This window comes from Kribbella sp. NPDC049227 (assembly GCF_043197265.1).
Taxonomy (GTDB): domain Bacteria; phylum Actinomycetota; class Actinomycetes; order Propionibacteriales; family Kribbellaceae; genus Kribbella.
Genome location: NZ_JBICST010000003.1, coordinates 247,156 through 271,337, shown reverse-complemented (window position 1 = coordinate 271,337; position 24,182 = coordinate 247,156). Strand labels below are relative to the sequence as shown.

Annotated in this window: 20 protein-coding genes; 14 read left to right on the top strand and 6 right to left on the bottom strand. The window is 68.8% G+C overall.

Annotation, left to right across the window (positions count from 1 at the left end; translation table 11 throughout):
- Positions 1-22: 22 nt before the first annotated feature.
- Together ACGFH6_RS13660 and ACGFH6_RS13655 are read right to left on the bottom strand one after the other, a co-directional pair.
- A complete protein-coding gene (locus ACGFH6_RS13660; protein ID WP_393383455.1) occupies positions 23-1,255 on the bottom strand; it encodes a class I SAM-dependent methyltransferase in 1,233 nt (410 codons plus the stop codon).
- Positions 1,255-2,331, bottom strand: a complete 1,077-nt coding sequence (locus ACGFH6_RS13655) for an NAD-dependent epimerase/dehydratase family protein (protein ID WP_393383453.1) — start codon at positions 2,329-2,331, stop codon at positions 1,255-1,257. The genes ACGFH6_RS13660 and ACGFH6_RS13655 overlap by 1 nt, the downstream gene beginning before the upstream one ends.
- A gap of 173 nt (positions 2,332-2,504) precedes the next feature.
- Here ACGFH6_RS13655 and ACGFH6_RS13650 point away from each other — a divergent pair, with 173 nt between their 5' ends.
- The 11 genes from ACGFH6_RS13650 to ACGFH6_RS13600 all read left to right on the top strand — a co-directional run bounded on the left by ACGFH6_RS13650 (position 2,505) and on the right by ACGFH6_RS13600 (position 18,544).
- On the top strand, positions 2,505-3,827 hold the full coding sequence (locus ACGFH6_RS13650) for a nucleotide sugar dehydrogenase (RefSeq protein ID WP_393383452.1): 1,323 nt from the start codon (positions 2,505-2,507) through the stop codon (positions 3,825-3,827).
- Positions 3,824-5,053, top strand: a complete 1,230-nt coding sequence (locus ACGFH6_RS13645) for a glycosyltransferase family 4 protein (protein WP_393383450.1) — start codon at positions 3,824-3,826, stop codon at positions 5,051-5,053. Before ACGFH6_RS13650 ends, ACGFH6_RS13645 begins: the two co-directional genes overlap by 4 nt.
- A 1-nt stretch (position 5,054) precedes the next feature.
- Positions 5,055-6,974 carry an asparagine synthase (glutamine-hydrolyzing) gene (gene asnB, locus ACGFH6_RS13640; protein WP_393383448.1) on the top strand — a complete coding sequence of 640 codons (1,920 nt, stop codon included), beginning with the start codon at positions 5,055-5,057 and terminating at the stop codon, positions 6,972-6,974.
- A gap of 27 nt (positions 6,975-7,001) precedes the next feature.
- Positions 7,002-9,158, top strand: coding sequence for a bi-domain-containing oxidoreductase (locus tag ACGFH6_RS13635; protein ID WP_393383446.1), 2,157 nt, complete (start codon positions 7,002-7,004; stop codon positions 9,156-9,158).
- Positions 9,155-11,131: an alginate lyase family protein gene (locus tag ACGFH6_RS13630; RefSeq protein WP_393383445.1), complete on the top strand. Its 1,977-nt coding sequence runs from the start codon at positions 9,155-9,157 to the stop codon at positions 11,129-11,131. Before ACGFH6_RS13635 ends, ACGFH6_RS13630 begins: the two co-directional genes overlap by 4 nt.
- A 78-nt stretch (positions 11,132-11,209) precedes the next feature.
- Positions 11,210-12,424, top strand: a complete 1,215-nt coding sequence (locus tag ACGFH6_RS13625) for a Wzz/FepE/Etk N-terminal domain-containing protein (RefSeq protein WP_393383443.1) — start codon at positions 11,210-11,212, stop codon at positions 12,422-12,424.
- Entirely contained in the window at positions 12,421-14,055 is a 1,635-nt protein-coding gene (locus ACGFH6_RS13620) for a YveK family protein (protein WP_393383441.1), read from the top strand. The genes ACGFH6_RS13625 and ACGFH6_RS13620 overlap by 4 nt, the downstream gene beginning before the upstream one ends.
- Positions 14,052-15,299: an O-antigen ligase family protein gene (locus ACGFH6_RS13615; RefSeq protein ID WP_393383439.1), complete on the top strand. Its 1,248-nt coding sequence runs from the start codon at positions 14,052-14,054 to the stop codon at positions 15,297-15,299. Before ACGFH6_RS13620 ends, ACGFH6_RS13615 begins: the two co-directional genes overlap by 4 nt.
- Entirely contained in the window at positions 15,296-16,498 is a 1,203-nt protein-coding gene (locus tag ACGFH6_RS13610; protein WP_393383437.1) for a glycosyltransferase, read from the top strand. The genes ACGFH6_RS13615 and ACGFH6_RS13610 overlap by 4 nt, the downstream gene beginning before the upstream one ends.
- 34 nt (positions 16,499-16,532) lie before the next feature.
- Positions 16,533-18,170 carry a right-handed parallel beta-helix repeat-containing protein gene (locus ACGFH6_RS13605; protein ID WP_393383435.1) on the top strand — a complete coding sequence of 546 codons (1,638 nt, stop codon included), beginning with the start codon at positions 16,533-16,535 and terminating at the stop codon, positions 18,168-18,170.
- A gap of 5 nt (positions 18,171-18,175) precedes the next feature.
- The gene (locus ACGFH6_RS13600) at positions 18,176-18,544 is read left to right on the top strand and encodes a hypothetical protein (RefSeq protein WP_393383433.1); all 369 of its coding nucleotides are present in this window, start codon (positions 18,176-18,178) and stop codon (positions 18,542-18,544) included.
- 41 nt (positions 18,545-18,585) lie between these two features.
- Here the strand turns inward: ACGFH6_RS13600 and ACGFH6_RS13595 are convergent, their stop codons facing one another.
- From ACGFH6_RS13595 to ACGFH6_RS13580, 4 genes are all read right to left on the bottom strand, one after another.
- Positions 18,586-19,188, bottom strand: a complete 603-nt coding sequence (locus tag ACGFH6_RS13595) for an RNA polymerase sigma factor (protein ID WP_393383431.1) — start codon at positions 19,186-19,188, stop codon at positions 18,586-18,588.
- Between the two features lie 91 nt (positions 19,189-19,279).
- Positions 19,280-20,806, bottom strand: coding sequence for a sugar transferase (locus tag ACGFH6_RS13590; protein ID WP_393383429.1), 1,527 nt, complete (start codon positions 20,804-20,806; stop codon positions 19,280-19,282).
- 273 nt (positions 20,807-21,079) lie between these two features.
- On the bottom strand, positions 21,080-21,355 hold the full coding sequence (locus ACGFH6_RS13585; RefSeq protein WP_393383427.1) for a hypothetical protein: 276 nt from the start codon (positions 21,353-21,355) through the stop codon (positions 21,080-21,082).
- Positions 21,352-22,176 carry a PspA/IM30 family protein gene (locus ACGFH6_RS13580; RefSeq protein WP_393383425.1) on the bottom strand — a complete coding sequence of 275 codons (825 nt, stop codon included), beginning with the start codon at positions 22,174-22,176 and terminating at the stop codon, positions 21,352-21,354. Before ACGFH6_RS13580 ends, ACGFH6_RS13585 begins: the two co-directional genes overlap by 4 nt.
- Positions 22,177-22,341: 165 nt before the next feature.
- Between ACGFH6_RS13580 and ACGFH6_RS13575 the strand changes: the two genes are divergently transcribed.
- From ACGFH6_RS13575 to ACGFH6_RS13565, 3 genes are read left to right on the top strand one after another with little or no spacing between them, the layout of a single operon-like run.
- The gene (locus ACGFH6_RS13575; RefSeq protein WP_393383424.1) at positions 22,342-22,929 is read left to right on the top strand and encodes a DUF3043 domain-containing protein; all 588 of its coding nucleotides are present in this window, start codon (positions 22,342-22,344) and stop codon (positions 22,927-22,929) included.
- Positions 22,930-22,953: 24 nt separating this feature from the next.
- Positions 22,954-23,967 carry an aldo/keto reductase family protein gene (locus ACGFH6_RS13570; protein WP_393383421.1) on the top strand — a complete coding sequence of 338 codons (1,014 nt, stop codon included), beginning with the start codon at positions 22,954-22,956 and terminating at the stop codon, positions 23,965-23,967.
- Positions 23,964-24,173 carry a hypothetical protein gene (locus ACGFH6_RS13565; protein WP_360456095.1) on the top strand — a complete coding sequence of 70 codons (210 nt, stop codon included), beginning with the start codon at positions 23,964-23,966 and terminating at the stop codon, positions 24,171-24,173. Before ACGFH6_RS13570 ends, ACGFH6_RS13565 begins: the two co-directional genes overlap by 4 nt.
- Positions 24,174-24,182: the final 9 nt, after the last annotated feature.

The window sequence follows — 24,182 nt, the reverse complement described above, 5'->3', positions numbered from 1 at the left end:
TCCTTCCCCCCACTGAGTGCTGTCAGATCACTTCGAGACGCGGGATGGGTACGACGAACTTCGCGCCCCACTCCCGTGCGTAGCCGAGCTGGTGGACGATCTCCTCCCGCAGGTTCCACGGCAGGATCACGATGTAGTCGGGGCGCGTCTCGGCGAGGCGCTCCGGGGCGAAGATCGGGATGTGTGTGCCCGGCAGGAACATGCCGTGCTTGTGCGGGCTGCGGTCGACCGTGTACGGCAGCAGGTCCTCGCGGATGCCGCAGTGGTTCAGCAGCGTGTTGCCCTTGCCGGGTGCGCCGTAGCCGGCGACCGACTTGCCCTCGCGCTGGGCCTGGATCAGGAACTCCAGCAGGTCGGACTTGATCGTGAAGACCTCGGTCGCGAAGCCCAGGTGGCCCTCGACCGTGTGCAGGCCCGCGTCCGCCTCGTCCTGCAGGACCTTCCCGACCAGCTCGGTCGGCTCGCCCGCGGTCTCGATCGGCGTCGACATGACCCGCAGCGAACCGCCGTGGCTGGCCAGTTCCTGCACGTCGACGACCTTCAGGCCGGCCTTCTCCAGCGCCAGCGCGGCGGTCTTCAGGCTCAGGTACGAGTAGTGCTCGTGGTAGATCGTGTCGTACTGGCGACGCTCGATCAGCCGGAGCAGGTGCGGGAACTCCAGCGACACCAGGCCGTCGTCCTTCACCAGCGCGCGCAGGCCCTTGGCGAAATCGACGATGTCGGGCACGTGCGCGAACACGTTGTTGCCGACGACAAGGTCTGCCTGTCCGTGCCGGGCCGCCGCGTCCTTGCCGGTCTCCTCGCCGAGGAAGTAGCTCTCGGTCCGGATGCCCTTCTCGTTGGCGATCGCGGCGATGTTCGCGGCCGGCTCGATGCCGAGCACCGGGATGCCGAGCGCCGTCGCGTGCTGCAGCAGGTAGCCGTCGTTGCTGGCCGCCTCGACGATCAGGCTCTCCGCGCCGAGGTCGAGCCGCTCCTGCATGTCCACGACGAACCGGCGGGCGTGCTCCACCCAACTGGTCGAGTACGACGAGAAGTACAGGTAGTCGCTGAACACGTCGTCGGCCGCGACGTACGCCGGGAGCTGGACCAGAAGGCAGCTGTCGCAGATCCGGACGTTCAGCGGGTAGAAGGTCTCACCGCTGTCGATCTGGTCGGCGCGCAGGAAGCTCTCGCACGGCGGCGACATGCCCAGGTCGACGAACGTCCGCGTCAGTGTCTCGCCGCAGAGCCGGCAGGCGACTGATTCCCCCATCAGTGCTTCTCCTTGAATAGTGCGTCCCCGGGACCGGGGAACTGCTCGTCGGTCTGCCGGCGCAGCTGGTCGTCGACCATGCCCGCGCCGAGCAACTGCTGGATCCGGCGCAGCCGGACGAACTGCGCGGAGTCGAAGTCCTCCAGCGTCAGGCCGTGCCGCTCGTACGCCGCGGCCAGTTCGTCCACTCCCCTGCGCACCGTCCACGCCAGCTCCAGGCCCGGGAAAGTGTCGTTGAGCTTGCTGAAGTCGACCTTGTAGTTGCGCAGGTCCGGTCCGGCGCCGTCGGCGATCGACAGGCTCGAGCCGGGCACCGCCTCGCGGACCATCTCGGCGATGTCGCGGACCTGGACCACGTCCTCGGACCGGCCGACGTTGAACGCCTCGTCGTGGATCACCTCGCGTGGCGACTCGAGCACCGTCAGGAAGGCCCGGCTGATGTCCTCGATGTGCACCAGCGGCCGCCACGGCGTCCCGTCGCTCTCCAGCCGCACCTGCCCGGTCGTCATCGCGATCGCGGTCAGGTTGTTCACCACGATGTCGAGCCGTAGCCGGGTGGACACGCCGTACGCGGTCGCGTTGCGCAGGTAGGTCGGGCTGAAGGTGTCGTCGGCAAGCTTCGACAGTTCCTTCTCGGCCAGCGCCTTGGTCTCGCCGTACGGCGTGACGGGGTACATGTCCGCGTCCTCACCGACCGCCTCCGAGCCGGCCGCGCCGTACAGGCTGCAGGAGGAGGCGAACAGGAACCGCTCGATGCCGGCGTCCTTGGCCGCCTGAGCCACCTTGAGCGTCCCGTCCAGGTTGACCGAGTACGTCGCGTCGCGGTTGAGATGCCCGAGTGGATCGTTCGACAGCGCGGCCAGACAGACCACGGCGTCGTACCCCTCGAGCTCGGCCGCCGTGACGTCCCGCATGTCGCGCGGTTTCCGGTTCCCGATCGGATCCGGTCCTCCCAGCAGGTCGCACCCCTCGTACAACCCCGTGTCCAGCCCGTCCACCTGATGCCCGGCATCGCGCAGGAACGGCACCATCACAGCGCCGATATATCCCCGGTCCCCGGTGACCAGAACTCTCATCCGTCGCTCCCTCACCCCAGCACTGGTCTGTCGCCCATACAGATCGGCGACCGGGCCGCCTGATACACGCAATTTCTTCCGGCGGTGTGTATCAAGGGGCGGCCGCGGCTGCTCTTCTCTGCGCTGCTGCCGTACGTGGGGGATGCCCGCGTCATGAGCCTGTGGGGGGCGTTATGAAGGTTGCCGTATTCGGCTTGGGCTATGTGGGGTCAGTGACGGCCGCGTGCCTGGCTGCCAACGGCCACGACGTCTGGGGAGTCGATGTCGATACTGCGAAGGTCGGTCCGATCACCGAGGGACACAGCCCGGTGGTCGAACCTGGCCTGGACGAACTGGTCGCGGACGGGGTCGCCGCGGGAAGACTGCATGCGACCACCGATCCGCGACTGGCGCTGGAACGCGCCGACGTCTCGCTGATCTGTGTGGGGACGCCGTCGACCGCGGCGGGCAGTACCGACCTGACCTACATCCGGCGGGCGGTCCGCGACATCGCCGAGGCGGCGCATGTCGCCGAACCGCCGGAATCGGGGTTCCACAGCATCGTGGTCCGGAGCACGGTCCCGCCGGGAACCGTGGACGAGGTCGTCGCGCGGGTGCTGGCCGACGTACCGGCCGCCGAGGGCTTCACCTTCGGTACGGCGATGTGCCCGGAGTTCCTGCGGGAAGGATCCGGGCTGGCCGACTTCTACGATCCACCCTTCGTCGTCGTCGGGACACGCAACGCGAAGGTCGGCACCGCCCTGACCGACCTGTTCGGGTTCCTCGGCGTCGACGTTCAGGTTGTCGACGTCCGGACGGCTGAGGCACTCAAGTACGCCTGCAACGCGTTCCACGCGACCAAGGTGTCGTTCGCCAACGAAATGGGCCGGATCTTTCGGTACTACGGCGTGGACTCGCGCGAGGTCATGCGGATCTTCGTCCAGGACACGAGCCTCAACATCTCGCCGTACTACCTGCGGCCTGGGTTCGCGTTCGGCGGCTCGTGCCTGCCGAAGGACCTGCGCTCGGTCCTGCACCTGGCCAGGGTCAACGACACGGACCTGCCGCTGCTCGCCGGAACGCTGGCGACCAACGAGCTGACTGTCCGTGACGTCGTCGACCGCGTCGTGGCCGGCCCGGGACGCGAGATCGCACTGCTCGGCCTGAGCTTCAAGCACGCGACCGACGACCTGCGCGAGAGCCCGAGCGTCGAGCTGGCCGAACGGCTGATCGGCAAGGGCTACAACCTGCGCATCTACGACGCGATCGTGAACCCGAGCCGCCTGGTCGGCGCGAACCTGCGGCACGTGACGTCGAAGCTGCCGCACCTGCAACGGGTGCTGACCGACGACCCGGCCGCCGCGCTCGCCGGCGCCGACCTGGCGATCGTGTCGGCCACCGACACCGCCGCGATCGACGCCCTGCTGAGCACTCCGCCTTCCCGGACCATCGACCTCAGCGGCCGGCTCGGCGTCGCCGTCGAGGCGCTGCCCGGATACGAAGGAGTCGGCTGGTGAGCGGTCCGCGCGTACTGATCATCATCCAGAACCTGTGGGTGCCGTTCGACCGCCGGGTCTGGCTGGAATGCCAGGCCCTGGTGGCGTCCGGGTACGAGGTGACCGTCGTCTGCCCCAAGGGCCCGGGCGACCCGTCGTACCAGGTCATCGAAGGGGTGACCGTGCACCAGTACAAGGCGTACTCCCCCGGCGGGAGCAAGATCGGGTTCGTCGCGGAGTACGCGTACTCGTTCCTGGCGACGCTGCGGCTGGTGCTGCGGGCCCGCAAGGCCGGCACCTTCGACGTACTGCAGGCGTGCAACCCGCCGGACATCTTCTGGCCGATCGCGATGCTGCTGCGCCGGCTGGACCGGACCAAGTTCGTCTTCGACCACCACGACCTGTGCCCGGAGCTGTTCCAGTCCCGCTTCGGCGGTACGACGAGCCTGCCGTACAAGGGACTGCGGTTCCTGGAGCGGATGACGCACCGCAAGGCCGACCACGTGACCTCGACCAACGACTCCTACCGGCGGATCGCGATCACGCGCAGCGGCAAGGCGAACCACGACGTGACCGTGGTCCGCACCGGGCCCGACCCGGACAAGTTGCGCCGCGGCGGGGCGGACGAGTCGCTGCGCCGCGGTCACCGCTACCTGGTCACCTACATCGGCGTGATGGGACCGCAGGACGGGGTCGACATCGTGGTCCGCGCCGCTGATCACATTGTCAACAATCTCGGCCGGACCGACATCGCGTTCACGCTGATGGGTGGCGGTGACTCCTTCGACGACGTCGTCGCGCTGCGGGACGAGCTCGGCCTCGGCGAGCACGTCGAGTTCACCGGCCGGGTGCCGGACGAGACGGTGCGCGCGGTCATGTCGACCGCCGACGCCGGCCTGTCGCCGGACCCGAAGAATCCGCTCAACGACGTGTCGACGATGAACAAGACGATGGAGTACATGGCCTTCGAACTCCCGGTCGTCGCCTTCGACCTGATCGAGACCAAGGTCTCCGCCGAGGACGCCGCGGTGTACGTCGAGCCGAACGATGTCGCGAAGTACGGGCAGGCGATCGTCGACCTGCTCGACGACGAGGTCCGGCGCCGCCGGATGGGCCGGCTGGGCCGCGAACGGGTCGAGCAGGTGCTCGCCTGGAAGCACCAGCAGAAGGCCTACCTCGAGGTGTACGACGGCCTGACCGGTCACGTCAGCGAGGTCGGCGACGTGGCCCGGGCCACGGGGTCCTGAGGTGTGCGGCATCGCCGGCTGCTACCAGCAGCACGACGGCTTCGCGCTGGCCGAGACGATGAGCGACCGGATCGCGCACCGCGGTCCGGACGCCGACCATGTCTACCGCTTCGAGGACGGTGACGTGCGGGCGCACCTCGCGCATCGTCGATTGTCGATCATCGACCTGTCGTCGGGCGCGGACCAACCGTTCACGAAGCGCGGGCTGACGATCTGCTACAACGGCGAGCTCTACAACTACAAGGAACTGCGCGCCGAGCTGTCCAAGTCGGGCGTCGCGTTCCGCACCAGCTCGGACACCGAGGTGGTGCTCGAGGCGTGGCGCCGCTGGGGTCCGGCCGCGTTGTCGCGGTTCCGCGGGATGTTCGCGTTCGCGATGCTGGACGAGGACAGCGGCAGCATGTACCTGGCCCGCGACCCGCTCGGCATCAAGCCGCTGTACTTCCTGCGCCGCGCGGGCGGCGTGGTCTTCGCATCCGAGCTGAAGGCATTGGTCGCCGCGGTCGGGTCGGAGCTCCGCACCGAGCCCGGCGCGTTGATCGCGTCGATGCTCTACTACTGGCTGCCCGAGCAGCGCTGCGCGATCGAGGGCGTGGAGAAGCTGCCGCCGGGTTCGTGGGCCGAGTTCCGGCCGGACGGCAGCAGCCGGCACGAGACGTACTGGCGCGTGACCGACGTCGCGACCCAGGCAGCCGCCGGGCCGCGGGCTGATCTGCGGACGGTGATCGAGGAGTCGGTCGCCGCGCACATGGTCGCCGACGTGCCGGTGTCGACGTTCCTGAGTGGCGGCCTCGACTCGAGCCTGGTCACCGTGCTGGCGAAGCGGCTCGATCCGGGTGTCGACTCGTACACGATCACGTTCCGCGCGCAGGACCAGCGGCTCGAGGCGATGCCCGACGACGCGATCTACGCGCGCAAGGTGGCGCAGCAGTTCGGCATCGACCTGCACGAGATCGAGATCGCCCCGGACGTGGTCGACCTGCTTCCGCGGATCGTCGACACGCTCGACGAGCCGATCGGTGACCCGGCCGCGATCAACACCCTGCTGATGTGCGACGCCGCGCGCGCCGCCGGTGTCAAGGTGCTGCTGTCCGGGATGGGCGCCGACGAGCTGTTCGGTGGCTACCGCAAACACCTCGCCTGTGTGATGGGAGCGCAGTACCAGCGGCTCCCCGGCGTACTGCGGAACGGTCTGATCGGTCCGGCGGTACGGCGGATGCCGGTCACCGTGAACGGTCGCGGACTGCGATACGCCCGGTGGGCGAAGCGGTTCCTGACCTTCGCGGACCTGCCGGAGGAGACGGCGTTCCGGCGCAGCTACACGATGTACGACGGTGACCAGCTGACCGGACTGCTGAGCCCGGACCTGGAGCCGTACGTCGGGAAGCTGCTGTCCGAGCACAGCGACATCTACCACGACACGACGCTCGACGATCACGTGAACCGGATGTGCCTGGCGGACTCGCGGATGTTCCTGCCCGGGCTCAACCTGGCCTACACCGACCGGTCCAGCATGGCCGCGTCGACCGAGGTCCGGACGCCGTTCGTGGACCCGATCGTTGCCGCAGCGGCGTTCTCGATCCCAGGCAGCGAGAAGATCCACCGCCGGCAGGGCAAGCTCGCGCTGAAGAAGGCGGCCGAGGCCTGGCTGCCGAAGGAGATCATCTACCGGCCGAAGGCGTCGTTCAGTGCGCCGCTACGCGCTTGGGTCCGCAACGACCTGCGCGAACTGGTGGACGACACCTTGCTCCGCGGCGAACTCGTCGGCAGCGGCTTCCTCCAGCAGGCCGCCGTACAGCGGCTGGTCGACGACGAGCGCGCCGGTCGCGAGGACTACTCGAAGCAGATCTGGCAGCTGCTGACGCTGGAGACCTGGACCCGGCACATGCGCTCCCTGGGCGTGACCATCACCTCACTCTGAACGCTCCACACTCTCTGAAGGACTGGCATGAAACAGGTTGCACAGAACTACAAGTCCGGTGAGCTCGCGGTCCTGGACGTGCCTCCGCCCACCTGTGCGCCGGGTGGCGTGCTGGTCCGCTCGCTGTACTCGCTGATCTCCACCGGCACCGAGCTGATGAAGGTCGGCGAGGCCAAGCTGTCCATGCTCGGCAAGGCGCGGGCGCGGCCGGACCAGGTGCGCAAGGTGCTGGACTCGGTCGCCCAGCAGGGCGCGGTCAACACCTACAAGAAGGTGATGAACAAGCTCGACTCGTACACGCCGCTGGGCTACTCGCTGTGTGGCGTGGTGGTCGAGGTCGGCGCCGGGGCCGAGGAGTTCAGCGTCGGGCAACTGGTCGCTGCCGCGGGCAACGAGTTCGCGCTGCACGCGGAGTACAACTGGATCCCGGTCAACCTGTGCGTGCCGGTGCCGGACGGCGTACCGCCGGAGCAGGCCGCGTTCTCGACGGTCGGTGCGATCGCGATGCACGGCGTACGGCAGTCGGAGGTGCAGCTCGGCGACACCGCGGTGGTGATCGGGCTCGGGCTGGTCGGTCAGCTCGTGGTGCGGCTGCTGGTTGCGGCCGGGGTGCGGGTGTTCGGGATCGACACCGTCGACGACCGGTGCCGGATGGCGGAGAAGGCCGGCGCGCTGCAGTGCTCGTCCGCGGACGAGGCGGGGATCGCGTCGCTGGAGCGGTCGATCCTCGAGGCGTCCAACGGACTGGGTGCCGACCACATCCTGCTCGCCGCCGGCGGTCACTCGAACGGTCCGGTGGAAACCGCGGCCCGGCTGGCGCGCGACCGCGCCCGGGTGGTCGACATCGGCAAGACCAGGCTCGACCTTCCGTGGAACGCGTACTACGACAAGGAACTGGACGTCCGGTTCTCTCGTTCCTACGGCCCCGGCCGGTACGACGACCGCTACGAACTCCAGGGCATCGACTACCCCGCCGGCTACGTCCGCTGGACCGAACGCCGCAACCTGGCGTGCTTCATCGACCTGATCGCCCGCGAGCAGATGGACATCGGCTCCCTGATCGCCGGCACCTTCCCGATCGCGGACGCAACAGACGTCTACCAGCAACTGAGCACAGGAGCCCTCCCCGGAGTCGGCTTCCTCTTCGAATACCCGAAGGACGCACCGGAGGAAGCCTCGCCGGCAACTGCGCTCCGGCGGGAGCCGGTCGGGCGGGCGGCTCTTGCCGGCGCGGCTCGGCTCGGGTTCATCGGGGCCGGGAACTATGCGTCGAGCATGCTTCTGCCGCACCTGCAGAAGAACGAGGATGCGGTGCTGGCTCACGTCGCGACCAACAAGTCGCTGTCCGCCGCCAACGCCCAGCGCAGGTTCGGGTTCGAGAACATCTCGACCGAGGCGAACGCCGTACTGTCCGACGAGAGCCTGGACGCGGTGTTCGTGGTGACTCGGCACAGCAGTCATGCGGAGTTGGCGTGCCGGGCGCTGGAGACCGGGAAGGCGGTCTTCGTGGAGAAGCCGCTGGCGCTGACCACCGAGGACGTGGACCGGATCGTCGCCACGGTCGATGCCACCGGCAACGACCGGCTGATGGTCGGGTTCAACCGCCGGTTCGCTCCCCTGCTGACCGACCTGCGCGACCGGTTCGGCGACCCGGGCGGCAACTACTCGCTGCGCTACCTGGTCAACGCCGGCCGGCTGGACCCGTCCAGCTGGTACCTCGACCAGGACAAGGAGGGCACCCGGTTCGGCGGCGAGGGTGGTCACTTCATCGACACCCTGGCCTGGTGGCTGAACAGCCCGCCCACCGAGGTGTACGCCGTCCCCGGACCGGAAGCCGGCGACGTCATCGTCACCCTCCGGTTCGCGAACGGTTCGGCCGGCCAGATCACGTACGTCGGCGGCGGTAACGCGCGGTTCCCGAAGGAGACGCTGGACATCACCGGCGGCGGCCGCAACGGCCGGCTGGACAACTTCCAGAGCGCCTCGGTCTGGGCGGGCCGGAAGCCGTCGACCCGGAAGGCCCGCGGTACCGACAAGGGCCAGCGCGCCGAACTCGAACGCTTCGTCGCCGCGGTCAGGTCCGGCGGCCCGATGCCGATCTCGTTCGACTCACTGATCGCCACCACGCGCGCGACCATCGCCGTCGACCGGAGCCTGGCCAGCGGCCGTCCGGAGATGGTGTGAGCCGCCAGCCCTTGGGTTGGTACGTCCGCCGCCTGCGCCGGATGTCCCCCACCGAGCTGGCCTGGCGTACGCGCGACCACATACGCCGTACCACCTGGGCCTATCAGCAGGTCAGGCCCGGGCAGGACGTGCAGGTGCATCCTCCGGTGCGCAAGGAGCTGACCTTCGGTACGACGCTGCCGTCGCATGCGGCGGACGCCGTACCGGAGGAAGCGCGCAAGGCGATCATCGCGACCGCGGACGCGATCATGGCCGGAAGGCTGGAGGTGCTCGGCGCCGACCGGACGGACCTGCGCGCGCCGGACTGGTTCCGCGACCCGACCACCGGCCGGCGGTCCGACCCGGCGCAGTACACGTTCCGGCTGAACCACCGCAACGAGGAACTGGTCGGGAACGTCAAGCAGGTCTGGGAACTGTCCCGGCACCACCACCTGACCCAGCTGGCCGCGGCCTGGTACCTGACTCTCGACGACGCGTACGCCGAGCGTGTCGCCGAGCATCTGAACGACTGGTGGCGGTCCAACCCGTTCCTGTCCGGTGTGCACTGGGCGAGCGGGATCGAGATCGGCCTCCGGCTGATCAGCTGGACCTGGATCCGGCGACTGCTGAACGACTGGCCCGAGGTCACCGACCTGTTCGAGCACAACGAACTCGCGCTCCGGCAGATCTACTGGCACCAGCGCTATCTGGCCGCGTTCCGCAGCCGTGGCTCGTCGGCGAACAATCATGTGATCGCCGAGGCCGCCGGGCAGCTCGTGGGTGCCTGCGCGTTCCCGTGGTTCACCCAGAGCTCGCGCTGGCGCGACGATGCGGCCGCGCTCCTCGAGAGCGAACTGGACGCCAACACCTTCCCGTCCGGCGTGAACCGCGAACTCGCGACCGACTACCACCGCTTCGTCTCCGAGCTCGGCCTGTACGCCGCTCTCGAGGCGGACAAGGCCGGTCACCCGCTGACCGAGAAGACCTGGGCCCTGCTGACGCGCACGATCGACGTGGCCGCGGCGATTGTCGACAACACGCTGCGGCCGCCACGTCAGGGCGACGACGACGAGGGCATGGTGCTGGTCCTGGATCCGCCGAATGTCAGCAATTGGTCGGCGTTCCTGTCCCTCGACGCCGCCGTCGTCGGCCGCGCGCCCTGGTGGCCGGAGGTCCCGGTCACGGCGACCGCGGCTCTCGTCGGTTCACTGGTAGATGGTCGACAATCCGATCGTCCAGCCGAACGGCCCGAGCACTTCGAGGACGCCGGCCTGACGATCCTGCGCAGCCGCACCGGTGGCGACGGAGGGGGCGGGCCAGAGATCTGGTGCCGAGCCGACGCGGGCCCGCACGGCTTCCTCTCCATCGCCGCGCACGCGCACTGCGACGCGCTCTCGCTGGAAGTCCGGGTCGGCGGCGTCGACGTCCTGGCCGACCCAGGCACGTACTGCTACCACGGTGAAGAGGCCTGGCGGAACTACTTCCGCTCGACCATCGCCCACAACACCGTCGAGGTATCCGGCACCGAGCAGTCCGTCCAAGGCGGCCCGTTCCTCTGGTTGCGCGGGGCAACAGGCCGGGTACGCCGGTACGCCGCCGATGGTGATGTGGCGACGTGGGACGCCGAACACGACGGCTACCAAAGCGGCGACAACCCGGTGATCCACCGGCGGACCGCCGTACTGGATCACGGGGTACTGCGGGTCGAGGACCGGCTCGACACGACAGCCGGCGTACGGATCGCGTGGCATCTCGGGCCGGAAGTGACCGTCGACCTGGACGGAGCGACCGGACGGCTGGAGTGGCCGACCGGGTCGGCCGTCGTCGAGTTGCCGGCCGGACTGAGCTGGTCCGCGCACCGTGGTGACGACGATCCGTTGCTGGGCTGGTACTCACCGCGATTCGGGCGCAAGGTCCCGATCACGACCCTCGTCGGTACCGGAAAGCTCACGGCGGAGGACCCGGCGGTCAGCACATTTCGATTCCGGTCTTGACCGGAGATCGGCTGTATCAGCCCTCGGTCACCGCCCTCTATTACAGGACACCACCGTGGCGTTCGACTGGAGGGGACTGTGAGCGCACAGCAGCTCGACGTCAAGAAGTCCTGGCGGGCCATTCGTAGGCACCGCCTGATCGTGGCCGCCGTGGCAGCGGTCGGCCTGCTCGGCGGCGTTGCCGCCGGGTTCTTGGTGCCGCCACTGCACACCGCCACCTCGCTCGTGGTGCTGCCGCCACCGCTGGCAGCCGATCCGGAGAAGGCGACCGGCACGCAGAGCATCGAGACGCAGGTCTTCATCGCGGAGAGCGAGCCGGTGCTGAGGAGTGCGGGGCAGAACCTGTCGCCCGCGCTGTCCTCCGAAGTGGTCAAGGGCAGGGTCAAGGTCACCGCCGTCACCGACGACGTCATCCAGATCGACGCGAAGGGAACGACGGCCGGTCAGTCGATGCGACTGGCGAATGCTGTCGCCGAGGTCTACCTGGTCTTCGTCACCACGGACCAGAAGCTGCCCGGCGACCTGGGGAAGAAAACGGGGGCACGGGTCTTGGAGCAGGCGACTACCGCACGGGGCGGCAATCTCGCGATTCATCTGGGCATCTTCGGGTTGCTGGGCGCACTGATCGGCGCCGTGGCCGGCTCGATCGGCGTACTGGCGAAGGTCCGCGGCGACCGGCGGCTGCGGCTGCGGGACGAGATTGCGGACGCGGTCGGACTTCCGGTGCTGGCGTCGGTTTCGTCGTACCAGGCAACTGATGTGTCCGACTGGGCCTATCTGCTCGAGCACTACTCACCGACGGCCGTCGAGGCGTGGAGTCTGCGCAAGACGCTGCACCACCTCGGTCTGGACGTGAAGGGTGGCGGACCGGTGTCGCTGACCGTCATCTCGTTCACGGGCGACGACAAGGCACTTCCGCTCGGCCCGCAACTGGCGGCGCTCGCCACGTCGATCGGCATCACCACCTCGATCGTGGTCGACTCCCACCAGGAGCCGGAGGGCACCACCGCGTTGAGCATCCACCTGGTCGTCGTCGATCGGGACGCGCCACACCTGGTCGGCGCCGAGCACACCACCAACACGATCGTCGCCCTGTCGGCCGGCACCGTGACGGCCGAGGAACTGGCCCGGCTGGCTGTCGCGGCCGCGGCCGACGGCCGGAACATCGACGGCCTGGTCGTCACCGATCCCGACCCGACGGACCGCACCATCGGCCGCGTCTCGCAGTCGATGCGCCGGTCCAGCTCGCGGCTGCCCACCCTCCTCACAGGTACCGCGAGGAGGGGCAAATGAGTAACCAGCCGTACAACGAGCCCGTGGTGAGCCAGCCGGCCTGGACCGACGACGACGGCCTGTTCGCCGACGACGGACCGTCGACCGCGTACCCGCCGGACGCGCTGGTCACCTTTCGGTTTCTCCGCGACGCGGTCCGGCGGCACCTACGGATCTGGCTGATCATCGCCATCGTCGGGCTGGCCGGTGGCCTGGCGTCGACTGTCGTAGTGCCGACGCCGAACGTCTCGTCGACCCGTCTGCTGCTCACGCATCGCGATGGTGAGGACCCGGCCAAGGCGATGGCCACGGATATCAGCCTGGCGACCACGCACACGGTGGCGCAGCGGGTCATCGATCTGCTCAAGCTGCCCGAGACCCAGGACGATCTGCTCAAGGAGTACACCGCGGGAGCGAAGACCGACCGCGTGCTCGAGATCACGGCCTCGGCGAAGACTCCTGAGCAGGCGACCAAGCTGGCGACCGTCGTCGCACAGGTGTTCCTGGTCTATCGCAAGGAGCAGATCGCGCTGCAGGACGCGCCGCTGCGTCGTGACAAGGCTGCGGCCGATAGCGACCTGGCGGTGGCCGAGCAGGCCGTCCGCGCGGCCGGCGACGATCCGGACGAGCTGAAGAGCCCGACCAGTCAGGAAGCCGTCCGGCTCGGTGCCGCCCGCGACCGGGTGCAGTACGTCGGTCAGCAACTGCTCGACCAGCAGGTCCAGGCGTCGCGGATGAACAGCAGCCGGATGCTCGACGCGGCCGCACCGGTGCCGGTCTCGGCCAAGCGGACGATCGCGATCAACGCGGCCACCGGGCTGCTCGCCGGACTGTTCATCGGTCTCGGCTTCGTTATCGTGCGCGCGCTGATCTCGGACCGGCTGTGGAAGCGGCAGGACATCGCCCGTGCGCTGGGCGCCCGGGTCCGGCTGAGCAGTGAACGGCCGCCGCGCTGGCGACTGCTGCCCTATCCCCGGTACCTGAGCGACTCGCAGCGACGCCAGCCGGAGGTCCGGCTGATGGTGCAGCACCTCGACCAGCGCATTTTCTGGGGCGAGCGCCCCACACCCGCCATGGCCGTGGTCAGCGTCGACGACGTGAAGACCTGTGCCCTGGTGGTGGCGTCGCTGGCGGTGGCGCTGGCCGAGGAAGGCAAGCACGTCCTGGTGGCCGACCTCACCGAGACCGGCAGGCTCGCAGGCATGCTGGGCGTCAAGACTCCCGGCACCCACGAGTCACGCTTCAGCGAGCCCGGACGGCGCATCGACGTTCACCGCCCCGACCCGGACCGCGGGCCGGCGCAGGGCTGCTACCTGCGCCTGAGTGACTCCAACCGGCCGGCGAGCTCCGGTGACATCGCCCTCGACTCGGCCTGGGAGGTCTCGGACCTCGTTCTCACTCTGACCACTTTGACGCCGGAGATCGGCGCCGATCACCTGGGCACGTGGGCGTCGCACGCCGCCGTCGTGGTGACCGCGGGCCAATCGACCACCACCAAGATCCAGGCCACCGGCGAGATGCTGCGGCTGGCTGGACTCGAGCTGGACACCGCTGTTGTCCTCCGTCCGGACAGCACTGACGAGGGTGTCGGCGTCGCCGAAGCCGAGGCCGGTACGCCGAGGACGGTGGACGTCGAGATGTTCGGCCGATGACCACGATCACCCCCCGGTGGAGCACGCAGCTGGCCACGCGGCTCGGCCACCGCCCGACCAGGCGGGTGGTCGCGCCCGAGGTCCGGCGGCGCCGGCGGGTCCAGCTCACCTGGGCACTGCTCGTACTGAACGTGATGACGTTCTTCCCGGGCGCACCGCACCTGCTGCCGATCCCGGGATCGGTCGGCAAGCTCATCGCCCAGGGCGCCCTGGTCGGCGCACTGATGATGGCGCTGTCGGTGAACCGGCCGGTCCGGATCCGGCCGAGTGTGTTCATCTTCCTGTTGATGATGCTGGCGGCCGAAGGCCTGCTGGCCAGCGTCCGGGCCGAGTTCCTGTTCGGTGCGCTGTTCCGCGCCGGCCGCCTGTTCACCTTCGCCATGGTGCTGTGGCTGCTGACACCGTGGTGGACCCGCCGGGACCTCCTGCTCGTCCGGACGCACCTCCTGGTCTTGTGGACCATCCTCGGATCGGTCGTCCTCGGGCTGCTCGTCGCGCCGGGGCTGGCGCTGACCGAGGACCGGCTCGGCGGCGCCCTCTGGCCCATCCCGCCGACGCAGGTCGGGCACTACGCCGCGGTGGCGGCCGGCCTCACGATCGTGCTGTGGCTGTCCGGACTGCTCCGGCGCGGAGTCGCGCTCACCAGCGTGCTGGTGGCGATTCCCGTGCTGCTGCTGACGCATACGCGGACCGCGTTGGTCGCGATGCTGGCCGGCGTCCTGATCGCGGGGCTGAGCCTGTTCACCGCGCGGTCGCGGGTGCGGAAGTCGTTCGCCATCGGCATCGCCGTCTTCTCCGTCGGGGCACTCACCCTCGGCTCGGTGGTGACGACCTGGCTGGCACGCGGGCAGGACGCCGAAGAGGTGACCGCGCTGACCGGCCGCAGGGCCGTCTGGGACTCGATCCTGGCCCAGCCGCGCTCGGCCTTCGAGACCCTGTTCGGCTTCGGCCTGTCCAACAAGTCCTTCAACGGCCTGCCGATCGACTCCAACTGGCTCGGCACGTACTACGACGTCGGGCTGGTCGGGGTCGCGATCACGATCATGCTGGTGCTGTTCGTCCTGACCGCCGCCTGGTTCCGTCCACAGGGCCCGCATCGCGCGCTCGCGCTCTTCCTGGTCGCGTACTGCGTGGTCGCGTCCTTCACCGAGAGCGGCCTCAGCGAAGCGTCGCCGTACCTGCTCGAGCTGACGCTGGCCGCGTCACTCGTGTACTCCACATCCACCCGTGAAGGAGTGCGATGAAGATCCTGCTGGTACACAACCGGTACCGGTCGACCGCGCCGAGCGGCGAGAACCGGGTGGTCGACCAGGAGAGCGAGGCGCTGACCGCCCTCGGCCACGAGGTCCGGCACTTCGAGCGACACAGTGACGCCATCGAGGACTGGCCCGCGTGGCAGAAGGCGACGCTGCCAGCCCGCGTGGTCTGGAACCCGGCGAGCCGGCGGGACCTCGCCGCGGCTCTGGCCGAGGACCGGCCCGACGTCGTTCACATCCACAACACCTTCCCGCTGCTGAGCCCGTCCGTGCTGTACGCGTGCCGCAAGGCGGGCGTCCCGGTCGTGATCACCCTGCACAACTACAAGCTGCTGTGCGCCAGCGGCGACTTCTTCCGCAACGGCGAGGTCTGCCACGACTGCGCCGGTGGCAACCCGGCGCCCGCGGTGATCCACCGGTGCTACCGGGGATCCGCGCTGGCGACCTCGACCACGGTGCTGAACGCCCGGAGCCACCGGCGCAGCTGGCGCCGCCTGGTGTCGGCGTACATCTTCATCTCCGAGTCCCAGCGACAGCTGATGTCCGCGATGGACTTCGATCCGGACCGGACGTTCGTCAAACACAACGTGGTCCCGTACGACGGCCCCGTCGGCGGACCGAAGCAGCGCCAGGTCACGTATGTCGGACGCCTGGACGCGGCCAAGGGCGCTCCCCTGCTGATGAAGGGCTGGGACGCGTACCGCGCGATCGCCGGCGACGACGCGTTGCGGCTCGTGATCGCCGGCGGCGGCCCGATGCTGGACGACGTCACTGCCTGGGCGGCCACCCGGCCGTCCGTCGAGCTGCGCGGGATGATGACCAAGCCGGAGGTGTTCGAGCTGATCCGCTCGTCCCGGGCGGTCGTCCTGCCGTCGGAGTGGGAGGAGACGTTCGGCCTGGTGGTCGTCGAGGCGATGGCAGTCGGCGTACCGCTGCTGGCGTCCGGCCACGGGTCGTTCCCGGACCTGATCACCGACGGCGTCGACGGCGCCCTGTTCGAGCCGGGACGTCCGGACGCGCTCGCCAAGCTGTTGCTCGACGTCGACACCTCCCCCGACCGGTACGACGATCTCGGCCGGCAGGCCAGAACGACGTACGAGAAGAAGCACCAGCCACACCAGAGCATCGATCAGTTGCTCGACATCTACCGGTACGCGATCGAGCACCCGGTAACAGCCCACGCCTGAGTCCGAGGTCCAGATGCCCCCCGAAGGAAACGCCATGGAACAACGCGACCCGTCTACGGGACACGCGTGGTACCGCCGCCCGCCGTTCCTCATCGCCGCGACGTCGGTCGTGGTCGCCGCGCTCGTCGCGGTCGGGATCACCGTCCTCGACGGCGACGCGCGATCGAAGGCTCAGTCCACCCCCTCCGCTTCACCTGCGGCCACGGAAACCAACGTCACCGCACCGACAGCGCCGCCCGCGCGAGTCTGCGGGAACGAGAAGGCCCTGGCCGGTCCGGCCAAGGCTCCGTCCGGTGCGGTCGTCGTCGGCACGAGCCAGAACCTCAACGAGGTCACCACCTCGCATCCGGCCGGTACGACGTTCTGGCTGTCGCCGGGCACGCACCGGGTCGGGACCGGGCCGTACGCCCAGGTGATCCCGAAGGACGGCAACGTCTACATCGGCGCGCCCGGCGCGGTCCTCGACGGCGGGAAGAGCAACCGGTACGCCTTCACCGGGTATGCCACCGGCGTCCAGGTGAAGAACCTGACCATCCAGAACTTCGGCGCACCCCGGACCAACAACGACGAGGGCGTGGTGAACCACGACGCCGGCTCGCGCTGGACGATCCAGGCCAACACGATCCGGCTGAACGCCGGCGCCGGACTGATGGTCGGCGACCACAACGTTGTCCGTGGCAACTGTCTGCAGAACAACGGCCAGTACGGCTTCAACGCCTACAACCCGGGCAAGGTCAAGGGCATCACCATCGAGAAGAACGAGATCGCCGGCAACAACACCGACGACTGGGAGACGCTCAAGAAGGGTTGCGGCTGCACCGGCGGCGGCAAGTTCTGGGAGGTCACCGGCGCGGTGGTGCGCGGCAACTGGGTGCACGACAACCTCAGCGCGGGGTTGTGGGCCGACACCAACAACACCGGGTTCGAGATCGAGGGCAACTACATCTCCGACAACCATGCCGAGGGCATCGTCTACGAGACCAGCTACAACGCCGGCATCCGGGGCAACACCTTCGTCCGCAACGGTCTCGACAAAGGCCTGCAGAACAAGGGCTTCCCGACCCCGGCGGTGTACATCTCCGAGTCCGGCAGCGATTCGCGGGTGACGGGCGTCTACAACAAGACCTTCGAGATCAGTGGGAACGTCTTCACCGACAACTGGTCCGGCGTCGTGCTGTGGGAGAACGCCGACCGGTTCGCCGGGTCGCCGGCCAACACCAGCACCGGCTCGGGCACGCTGGTCAACCCGTCGGTGGTCACGCCCAAGACCTGTAGCGAGACCTTCATCCGGGACGCGAAGAACAAAACTGCTCCAAGTCCGCCGTACGTCGGCGACTGCCGGTGGAAGACGCAGAACGTGCGGGTGCACGACAACGTCTTCAGCCTCGACCCGGACAAGATCCGGCAGACCTGCGCGTTCGGCAACGGGTGTGGCTTCAACGGCTTGTTCTCCAACTGGGGCACGTTCCCGACCTGGTCGCCGTACCAGAAGGCGACCGTGCAGGACGAGATCACGTTCCACCAGGGCAACCGGTTCTTCAACAACACCTACGCCGGTCCGTGGAACTTCGTCGTGCACGAGCAGGGCAGCCGGGTGAACTGGGCCGCCTGGCAAGGCGCGCCGTACGGGCAGGACCGGGACAGCGTGATCAAGGTGCAAGGGGAGCGCTGAGCACGGTGATCGGGCCTCCTGAGCGTGCCGCCGGCGAGCAGATCGCACTGCTCCGCTCGGTCGGCTACGCCGCGTTCGGGCGGCACGAGCGGGATCTCGACGTCCTCGACGTGGTCTTCGACAGCCTCGTCGACGCCCCGGACAGCGGCGACGTACGGCGGCTGCGGTTCGCCGGGTACGGCATCACCCTGGACGTCGACGTCCACGGACAGACCGACCTGACCGTCGAACTGCGGGTCTCCCCGTCCGGACCGGTGATGGTCGAGTCCCGCGGTGCCGACGACGGACCGACCGCGGCCCGGCTGGTCAGCTTCCTGCTCCACTGGCCGGGCAGCACACAACGGCCGGTCCGGACCGCCTGGATCATGCTCTGATCAGACGGATCCGGACCAGCCGCCGGATACAGGCTCCTGCTTCAGGAGGCAAGCAGCAGTCTGAGTTTCTCCAGGCACCGGCCGCGGATCGGGCCGATGCTGCCGATCGGGATTCCGATCGTCGCCGAGATCTCCGCGTACGGCGCGGGCGGGTCGGCCATCAGCATGCCGAGCAGTTGTTGCCACCGGTCCGGCAGGCTCTCCAGAGCCCGCCGTACGTCGACCGCCCGCTCGTCGGCGAGTAGATCCGCGTCCAGCTCCGGCAGGTCGCCGGGCACCCCCTCGAACGCGGCCGACTCGTAGGTGAGCAGGACCCGCTTGCGGAACGCCAGCACCCGCAGGCATTCCCGGCGGGTGGTGACGACCAGCCACGCGCCGACCCGCTCGGGGTCGACGCGGTGGATGTGCTCGAGCAACCGCAGCCAGACCATCTGGGACACGTCCGCGGCATCGCTGTCGCTGAGCCGGAAGCTGCGGGTCACGGCCCAGACCAGCCGCGCATAGTGGTCGACCAACCGGCTCCAGGCGCCCTGGTCCCCGGACGCGGCCTGGATCACCAGGGTCGCGGCCTCGGACCGGACGACGACAGCGTCGTCGGCCGTTTCCTGATCAGTACCGGGCTCGGCACTGAGTTGTTGCATCATGAATTCCCCCCTCGGGAATGCACCGCGTGTTCTGACGTCCCCCGACGTAGTGGTGCGTCGACTCGCCCGGCCGGCAGATGGCCAGGCGGGTTCAGTAGGCGCCGTCGCTTCCCAGGACGGCGCGGGCGGTCTTCCACAAGATCAGCAGGTCCAGCGCGATCGACCAGTTGTCGGCGTACCGCAGGTCGAGCCGCATGGACTCCTCCCAGGTCAGATCGCTGCGACCGCTGACCTGCCACAGACCGGTCAGGCCTGGCTTCACGAGCATCCGCCGCGCGTCGTCGATCTGGTACTTCGCGACCTCGGCAGGCAGCGGCGGCCGTGGGCCGACCAGTGACATGTCCCCCCGGAGCACGTTCACCAGTTGCGGCAGCTCGTCGATCGAGAACCGGCGCAGGTACTTGCCGACCCTGGTCACGCGTGGATCGTCACGGAGCTTGAACAACACCCCGTTGCCCTCGTTCAGCTTCTGCAGTTCGGCCTTGCGTTCCTCGGCGTCGGCCACCATCGTGCGGAACTTCAGCATCGAGAACTGCTCACCGCCGCGGCCGACCCGGGTCTGCCGGAACAGCACCGGCCCCCGGCTGGTCGCCTTCACCATGACCGCGGTCACGATCAGGATCGGCGAGACCGCCAGCAGCAGCAGACAGCCCAGCACCCGGTCGAAGATGGTCTTCAGCAGGTGCGGGCCGCCGCTGACCGAAGGTCGCTCCAGGTGCAGCAGCGAGAGTCCGGCGACCGGTCGGATCGAGATCCGCGGGCCGGCCACCTCGACGATGCCCGGCGACACGATCAGTTCGACACCGCGCTGTTCGAGCGCCCACGACAGCTTCCGCAGCGTGTACCCCGCCAGCTCAGGATCCGCGGCCACTGCCACGACCTCGACGTCGTACTGGTCGACCGCGGCCAGGATGTCCATCTCGGTCCGGCCCAGCCGTTCGGGTGCAGGTTCCTCGAACGCGTCACCACGCGGCAGGCAGGTCGCGACCACGATGTAGCCGTCGGCCGGCCGCTCCTCCAGGTGCCGCCGCAGCGTGGTCACCTGGTCGTTGCGTCCGACAACGAGCACCCGGCGCATGCACCGCCCGGCGAACCGCCGCCAGGAGATGCTGCGGTGCAGCACCCACCGGCCGAACATCGCCGCCAGGCACGTCATCGGCACCGCCAGGATGACGAAACCACGAGCGACCTCGCTCTTGGTCGCGTACGACGTGATGGCGACCAGGGCGGTCAGTGCGACCGCGGCCCGGATGATCGAGCGGAACTCCTCCGGCCCGGTGCCGAAGTACCGGGTCTCGTAGCCCCGCTGCAGCGCCACACAGGCCAGCCAGGCGATCGGCAGCAGCGCGCCGACCAGGATGTAGCCAAGGTTGATCTGGGCCCCGAAACGGGCCACCAGGGCGAGCGTGCCACCGGTCACAGCCGCGGCCAGGTCGGCCGCGAGCGCGGCCCGGCGGTACCTCCCCACCCAACGCGCCTCGGTGAACCGGGCCGACAGCGGCACGATCGCCGGAATCTCGTCCGGTACCACCCAGACCGGCCGACGACGCTCCCCCGACGGCGCCGGCCGTAGATCAGCCGAATCGGCCAACCCCTCCGACATGACAAATTCAGTCACGCACAGTCACCCCCCACAGGTGAAAAGCGATGCCCGTGACCAACCCACACCCCGTCACGGACCTCGATGAAATGCCGCCCCCACAACGGCATTGACCCAGAGAGTACTACGGGAACGCCTGGTCGGACAGTACCCGGGGCGAGTGTTTACCCGTGCGAAATCCAGCACTCAGACGAAGACCCCCGGAGCCTGTTTTCCAGGCTCAGGGGGTCTCGTGTCAACTACAGCGGGTGATCGGCCGCCGGGTCGGGACGGCGATCGCCGGCAGTGTGTTCAGCCGGCGATCAGGCCGTCACCGCTGATCAGCTCGCGCATCTCGCCCAGCGTGCTGTCGCCGGGCGGCAGGATCGCGTCGGAGTCGTGCAGCTCGTCGTCCGGCAGCTTGTCGCCGGCCCGGACGAACTCCAGCAGCGCGGCGAAGGCGGTCTTGAAGCCCGCCTCGTCACCGGCGGAGACAGCCTTCTCCAGATCGGTGTCGACCGCGTTCAGCTGGTCCAGCTTCTCGTCGGCCAGTCGCCACTGACCTTCGCCCATGATGCGAACGATCATCGAACGTCACCGTCCTGCGGCCGGGCCGGCTCGGCGGCCGGCTGCTGCGCCGGCTGCTGGGCAGGCGCCTGCGCCTGGGCCGGACCTGGCGTGTCGCCGGACAGCTCCTTGGGCGCACTGCCGCCGGAGAGCTGCGCCTTCATCGCGGCCAGCTCGCTCTCCACGTCGGAGCCGGACGACATCCGCTCCAGCTCCAGCGTGATGTTGTCCTTCGCCGTACCGCTGGCGTCGTCGAGCGCGCCGGAGGCGAGCAGCTCGTCGATCGCGCCGGCCCGGGCCTGCATCTGCTGGGTCTTGTCCTCGGCCCGCTGGACCGCCAGACCGACGTCGCTCATCTCCTCGGAGATGCCCGAGAACGCCTCGTTGATCCGGGTCTGCGCCTCGGCCGCGGTATAGGTGGCCTTGATGGTCTCCTTGCGGGTCCGGAACGACTCGACCTTGGCCTGCAGACGCTGGGAGGCGAGCGTCAGCTTCTCCTCCTCACCCTGCAACTGGGCGTGCTGGGTCTGCAGATCGTCGATCTGGCCCTGCAGTCCGGACTTGCGGGTCAGGGCCTCCCGGGCCAGGTCCTCGCGGCCCATCGAGAGCGCCTTCTGCGCCTGGTCCTGGAGCTTGCTGGACTGGGACTGCAGCTGGGAGGCCTGCAGCTCCACCCGCTTGCGGCTGGTGGCCACGTCGGCCACGCCTCGCCGCACCTTCTGCAGCAGCTCCAGCTGCTTCTGATACGAGTAGTCAAGGGTTTCGCGAGGATCCTCGGCCTTGTCCAGGGCGGAATTCGCCTTGGCCTTGAAGATCGTCGACATCCGCCTGAAGATGCTCATCGATATCCGTACCCCTTCTGTGCCGGCGTGACGACCCGGCGTGCCTTGTCCACCCTATGTCCCCACGGGTCACCACACCATCAGGACCGGCCCCGATAAAGTGGGTGTCAGGTCCGGGGACCACCCCGAGTCGCGACCTGCCCTGCCGAATGAGGTTCAGACCCCGTGTTCCGTCGTACCAAGTCTGAGACAGATACCACCGTACCCGCCGAGCCCCAGGGCAAGCCGGGCGGGAAGGGACGCCCCACCCCGACCCGCAAGGAGGCGGAGGCGGCCCGCAAGGCCGCGCTGCGCAAGCCGCGCAACCGCAAGGAGGCGTCGGCGTACCGGCGGGAGAAGGTCCGGACCGAGCGGGCCAAGATGCAGGACGCGATGCGTACCGGCGACGACCGGTACCTGCCGGCCGCCGACAAGGGGCCGGTCCGGCGGTTCGCCCGGGACTACGTGGACGCCCGCTACTCGGTGATGGAGTTCGCGCTGCCGGTGCTCCTGGTGGTGTCCCTGGTCGGCGTGGTGTTCTCGGCGCAGTTCCCCTGGCTGGCCGGCATCGTCAACCTGCTCTTCCTGGTGATGATCGTGCTGATCGCGCTGGACTGGTTCCTGCTCTCGGCCGGCCTGCGGAAGGCGGTCACGGCGAAGTTCCCGAAGGAGCCGACCAAGGGCATCGGGTTCTACGCGGTCCGGCGGACCATGCAGATGCGCCGCTGGCGGCTGCCCAAGCCGATGGTGAAGCGCGGCGAGAAGCCGAGCTGATCCGGGCCCAGTAGGGTCGGGGGTATGGACTTCCGCTATCTCGGCAACAGTGGTTTGAAGGTCAGCGAGATCTCGTACGGGAACTGGCTCACGCACGGCTCCCAGGTGGAGAACGAACAGGCGAAGGCGTGTGTGCGGGCGGCCCTGGAGGCCGGCATCACCACGTTCGACACGGCCGACGTGTACGCCAACACCAAGGCCGAGTCGGTTCTCGGCGAGGCGCTGGAGGGTCAGCGGCGCGAGTCGCTGGAGATCTTCACGAAGGTCTACTGGCCGACCGGCCCGGGCGGACCGAACGACACCGGCCTGTCCCGCAAGCACATCCACGAGTCGATCAACGGGTCGCTGAAGCGGCTCAAGACCGACTACGTCGACCTCTACCAGGCGCACCGGTACGACACCGAGACGCCGCTGGAGGAGACGATGGAGGCCTTCGCCGACGTCGTCCGCTCCGGCAAGGCGCTCTATATCGGTGTGTCCGAGTGGACCGCCGAGCAGCTGCAGGAGGGCCACCGGCTGGCCCGTGAGCTGCGCATCCCGTTCGTCTCGAACCAGCCGCAGTACAGCATGCTCTGGCGAGTGATCGAGGCCGAGGTCGTGCCGGCGTCGGAGGAGCTGGGCATCGGCCAGGTCGTGTTCTCCCCGATCGCGCAGGGTGTGCTGACCGGCAAGTACGTGCCGGGCCAGCAGCCGCCGGAGGGCTCCCGGGCCACCGACGACAAGGGCGGCGCGAACATGATCCGGCGTTTCCTCAACGACGACGTGCTCACCCGGGTGCAGGAGCTGAAGCCGCTCGCCGGCGAGGCCGGCCTGTCGCTGTCCCAGCTGGCCGTGGCGTGGGTGCTGCAGAACCCGAACGTCTCGTCGGCCATCGTCGGCGCCTCCCGGCCCGAGCAGGTGGTCGAGAACGTGAAGGCGTCCGGTGTGAAGCTCGAGGACGGCCTGCTCAAGCGGATCGACGAGGTCCTGGGCGGCATCGTCGAGCGTGACCCGGCCAAGACCGTGCAGAACGCGCCGCAGACCCGGCCGGGCTCGTGAGCTGGAGCTGGCGGTTCGAGACCGCGAGCGGCGCCCTGGTCGACCCCGGTGAGGTCGGCGGGGCCGACTTCTCCGCGCAGGGCGACGCGGAGAGCTGGCTGGGTGAGACCTGGCGGGACCTGTCCGAGCGTGGCGTCGGGCAGGTCTACCTGCTGGAGGACGGCCGTGAGGTCTACGGCCCGATGAGTCTCGCGGCGCCGGAGTAGGCTTCGGAC

Coding starts and splice junctions, on each gene's coding strand:
- ACGFH6_RS13655 (WP_393383453.1), bottom strand. CDS start 2,331: ATGAGAGTTCTGGTCACCGGGGACCGGGGATATATCGGCGCTGTGATG.
- ACGFH6_RS13580 (WP_393383425.1), bottom strand. CDS start 22,176: ATGAGCATCTTCAGGCGGATGTCGACGATCTTCAAGGCCAAGGCGAAT.
- ACGFH6_RS13570 (WP_393383421.1), top strand. CDS start 22,954: ATGGACTTCCGCTATCTCGGCAACAGTGGTTTGAAGGTCAGCGAGATC.
- ACGFH6_RS13585 (WP_393383427.1), bottom strand. CDS start 21,355: ATGATCGTTCGCATCATGGGCGAAGGTCAGTGGCGACTGGCCGACGAG.
- ACGFH6_RS13595 (WP_393383431.1), bottom strand. CDS start 19,188: ATGATGCAACAACTCAGTGCCGAGCCCGGTACTGATCAGGAAACGGCC.
- ACGFH6_RS13650 (WP_393383452.1), top strand. CDS start 2,505: ATGAAGGTTGCCGTATTCGGCTTGGGCTATGTGGGGTCAGTGACGGCC.
- ACGFH6_RS13635 (WP_393383446.1), top strand. CDS start 7,002: ATGAAACAGGTTGCACAGAACTACAAGTCCGGTGAGCTCGCGGTCCTG.
- ACGFH6_RS13620 (WP_393383441.1), top strand. CDS start 12,421: ATGAGTAACCAGCCGTACAACGAGCCCGTGGTGAGCCAGCCGGCCTGG.
- ACGFH6_RS13660 (WP_393383455.1), bottom strand. CDS start 1,255: ATGGGGGAATCAGTCGCCTGCCGGCTCTGCGGCGAGACACTGACGCGG.
- ACGFH6_RS13610 (WP_393383437.1), top strand. CDS start 15,296: ATGAAGATCCTGCTGGTACACAACCGGTACCGGTCGACCGCGCCGAGC.
- ACGFH6_RS13615 (WP_393383439.1), top strand. CDS start 14,052: ATGACCACGATCACCCCCCGGTGGAGCACGCAGCTGGCCACGCGGCTC.
- ACGFH6_RS13605 (WP_393383435.1), top strand. CDS start 16,533: ATGGAACAACGCGACCCGTCTACGGGACACGCGTGGTACCGCCGCCCG.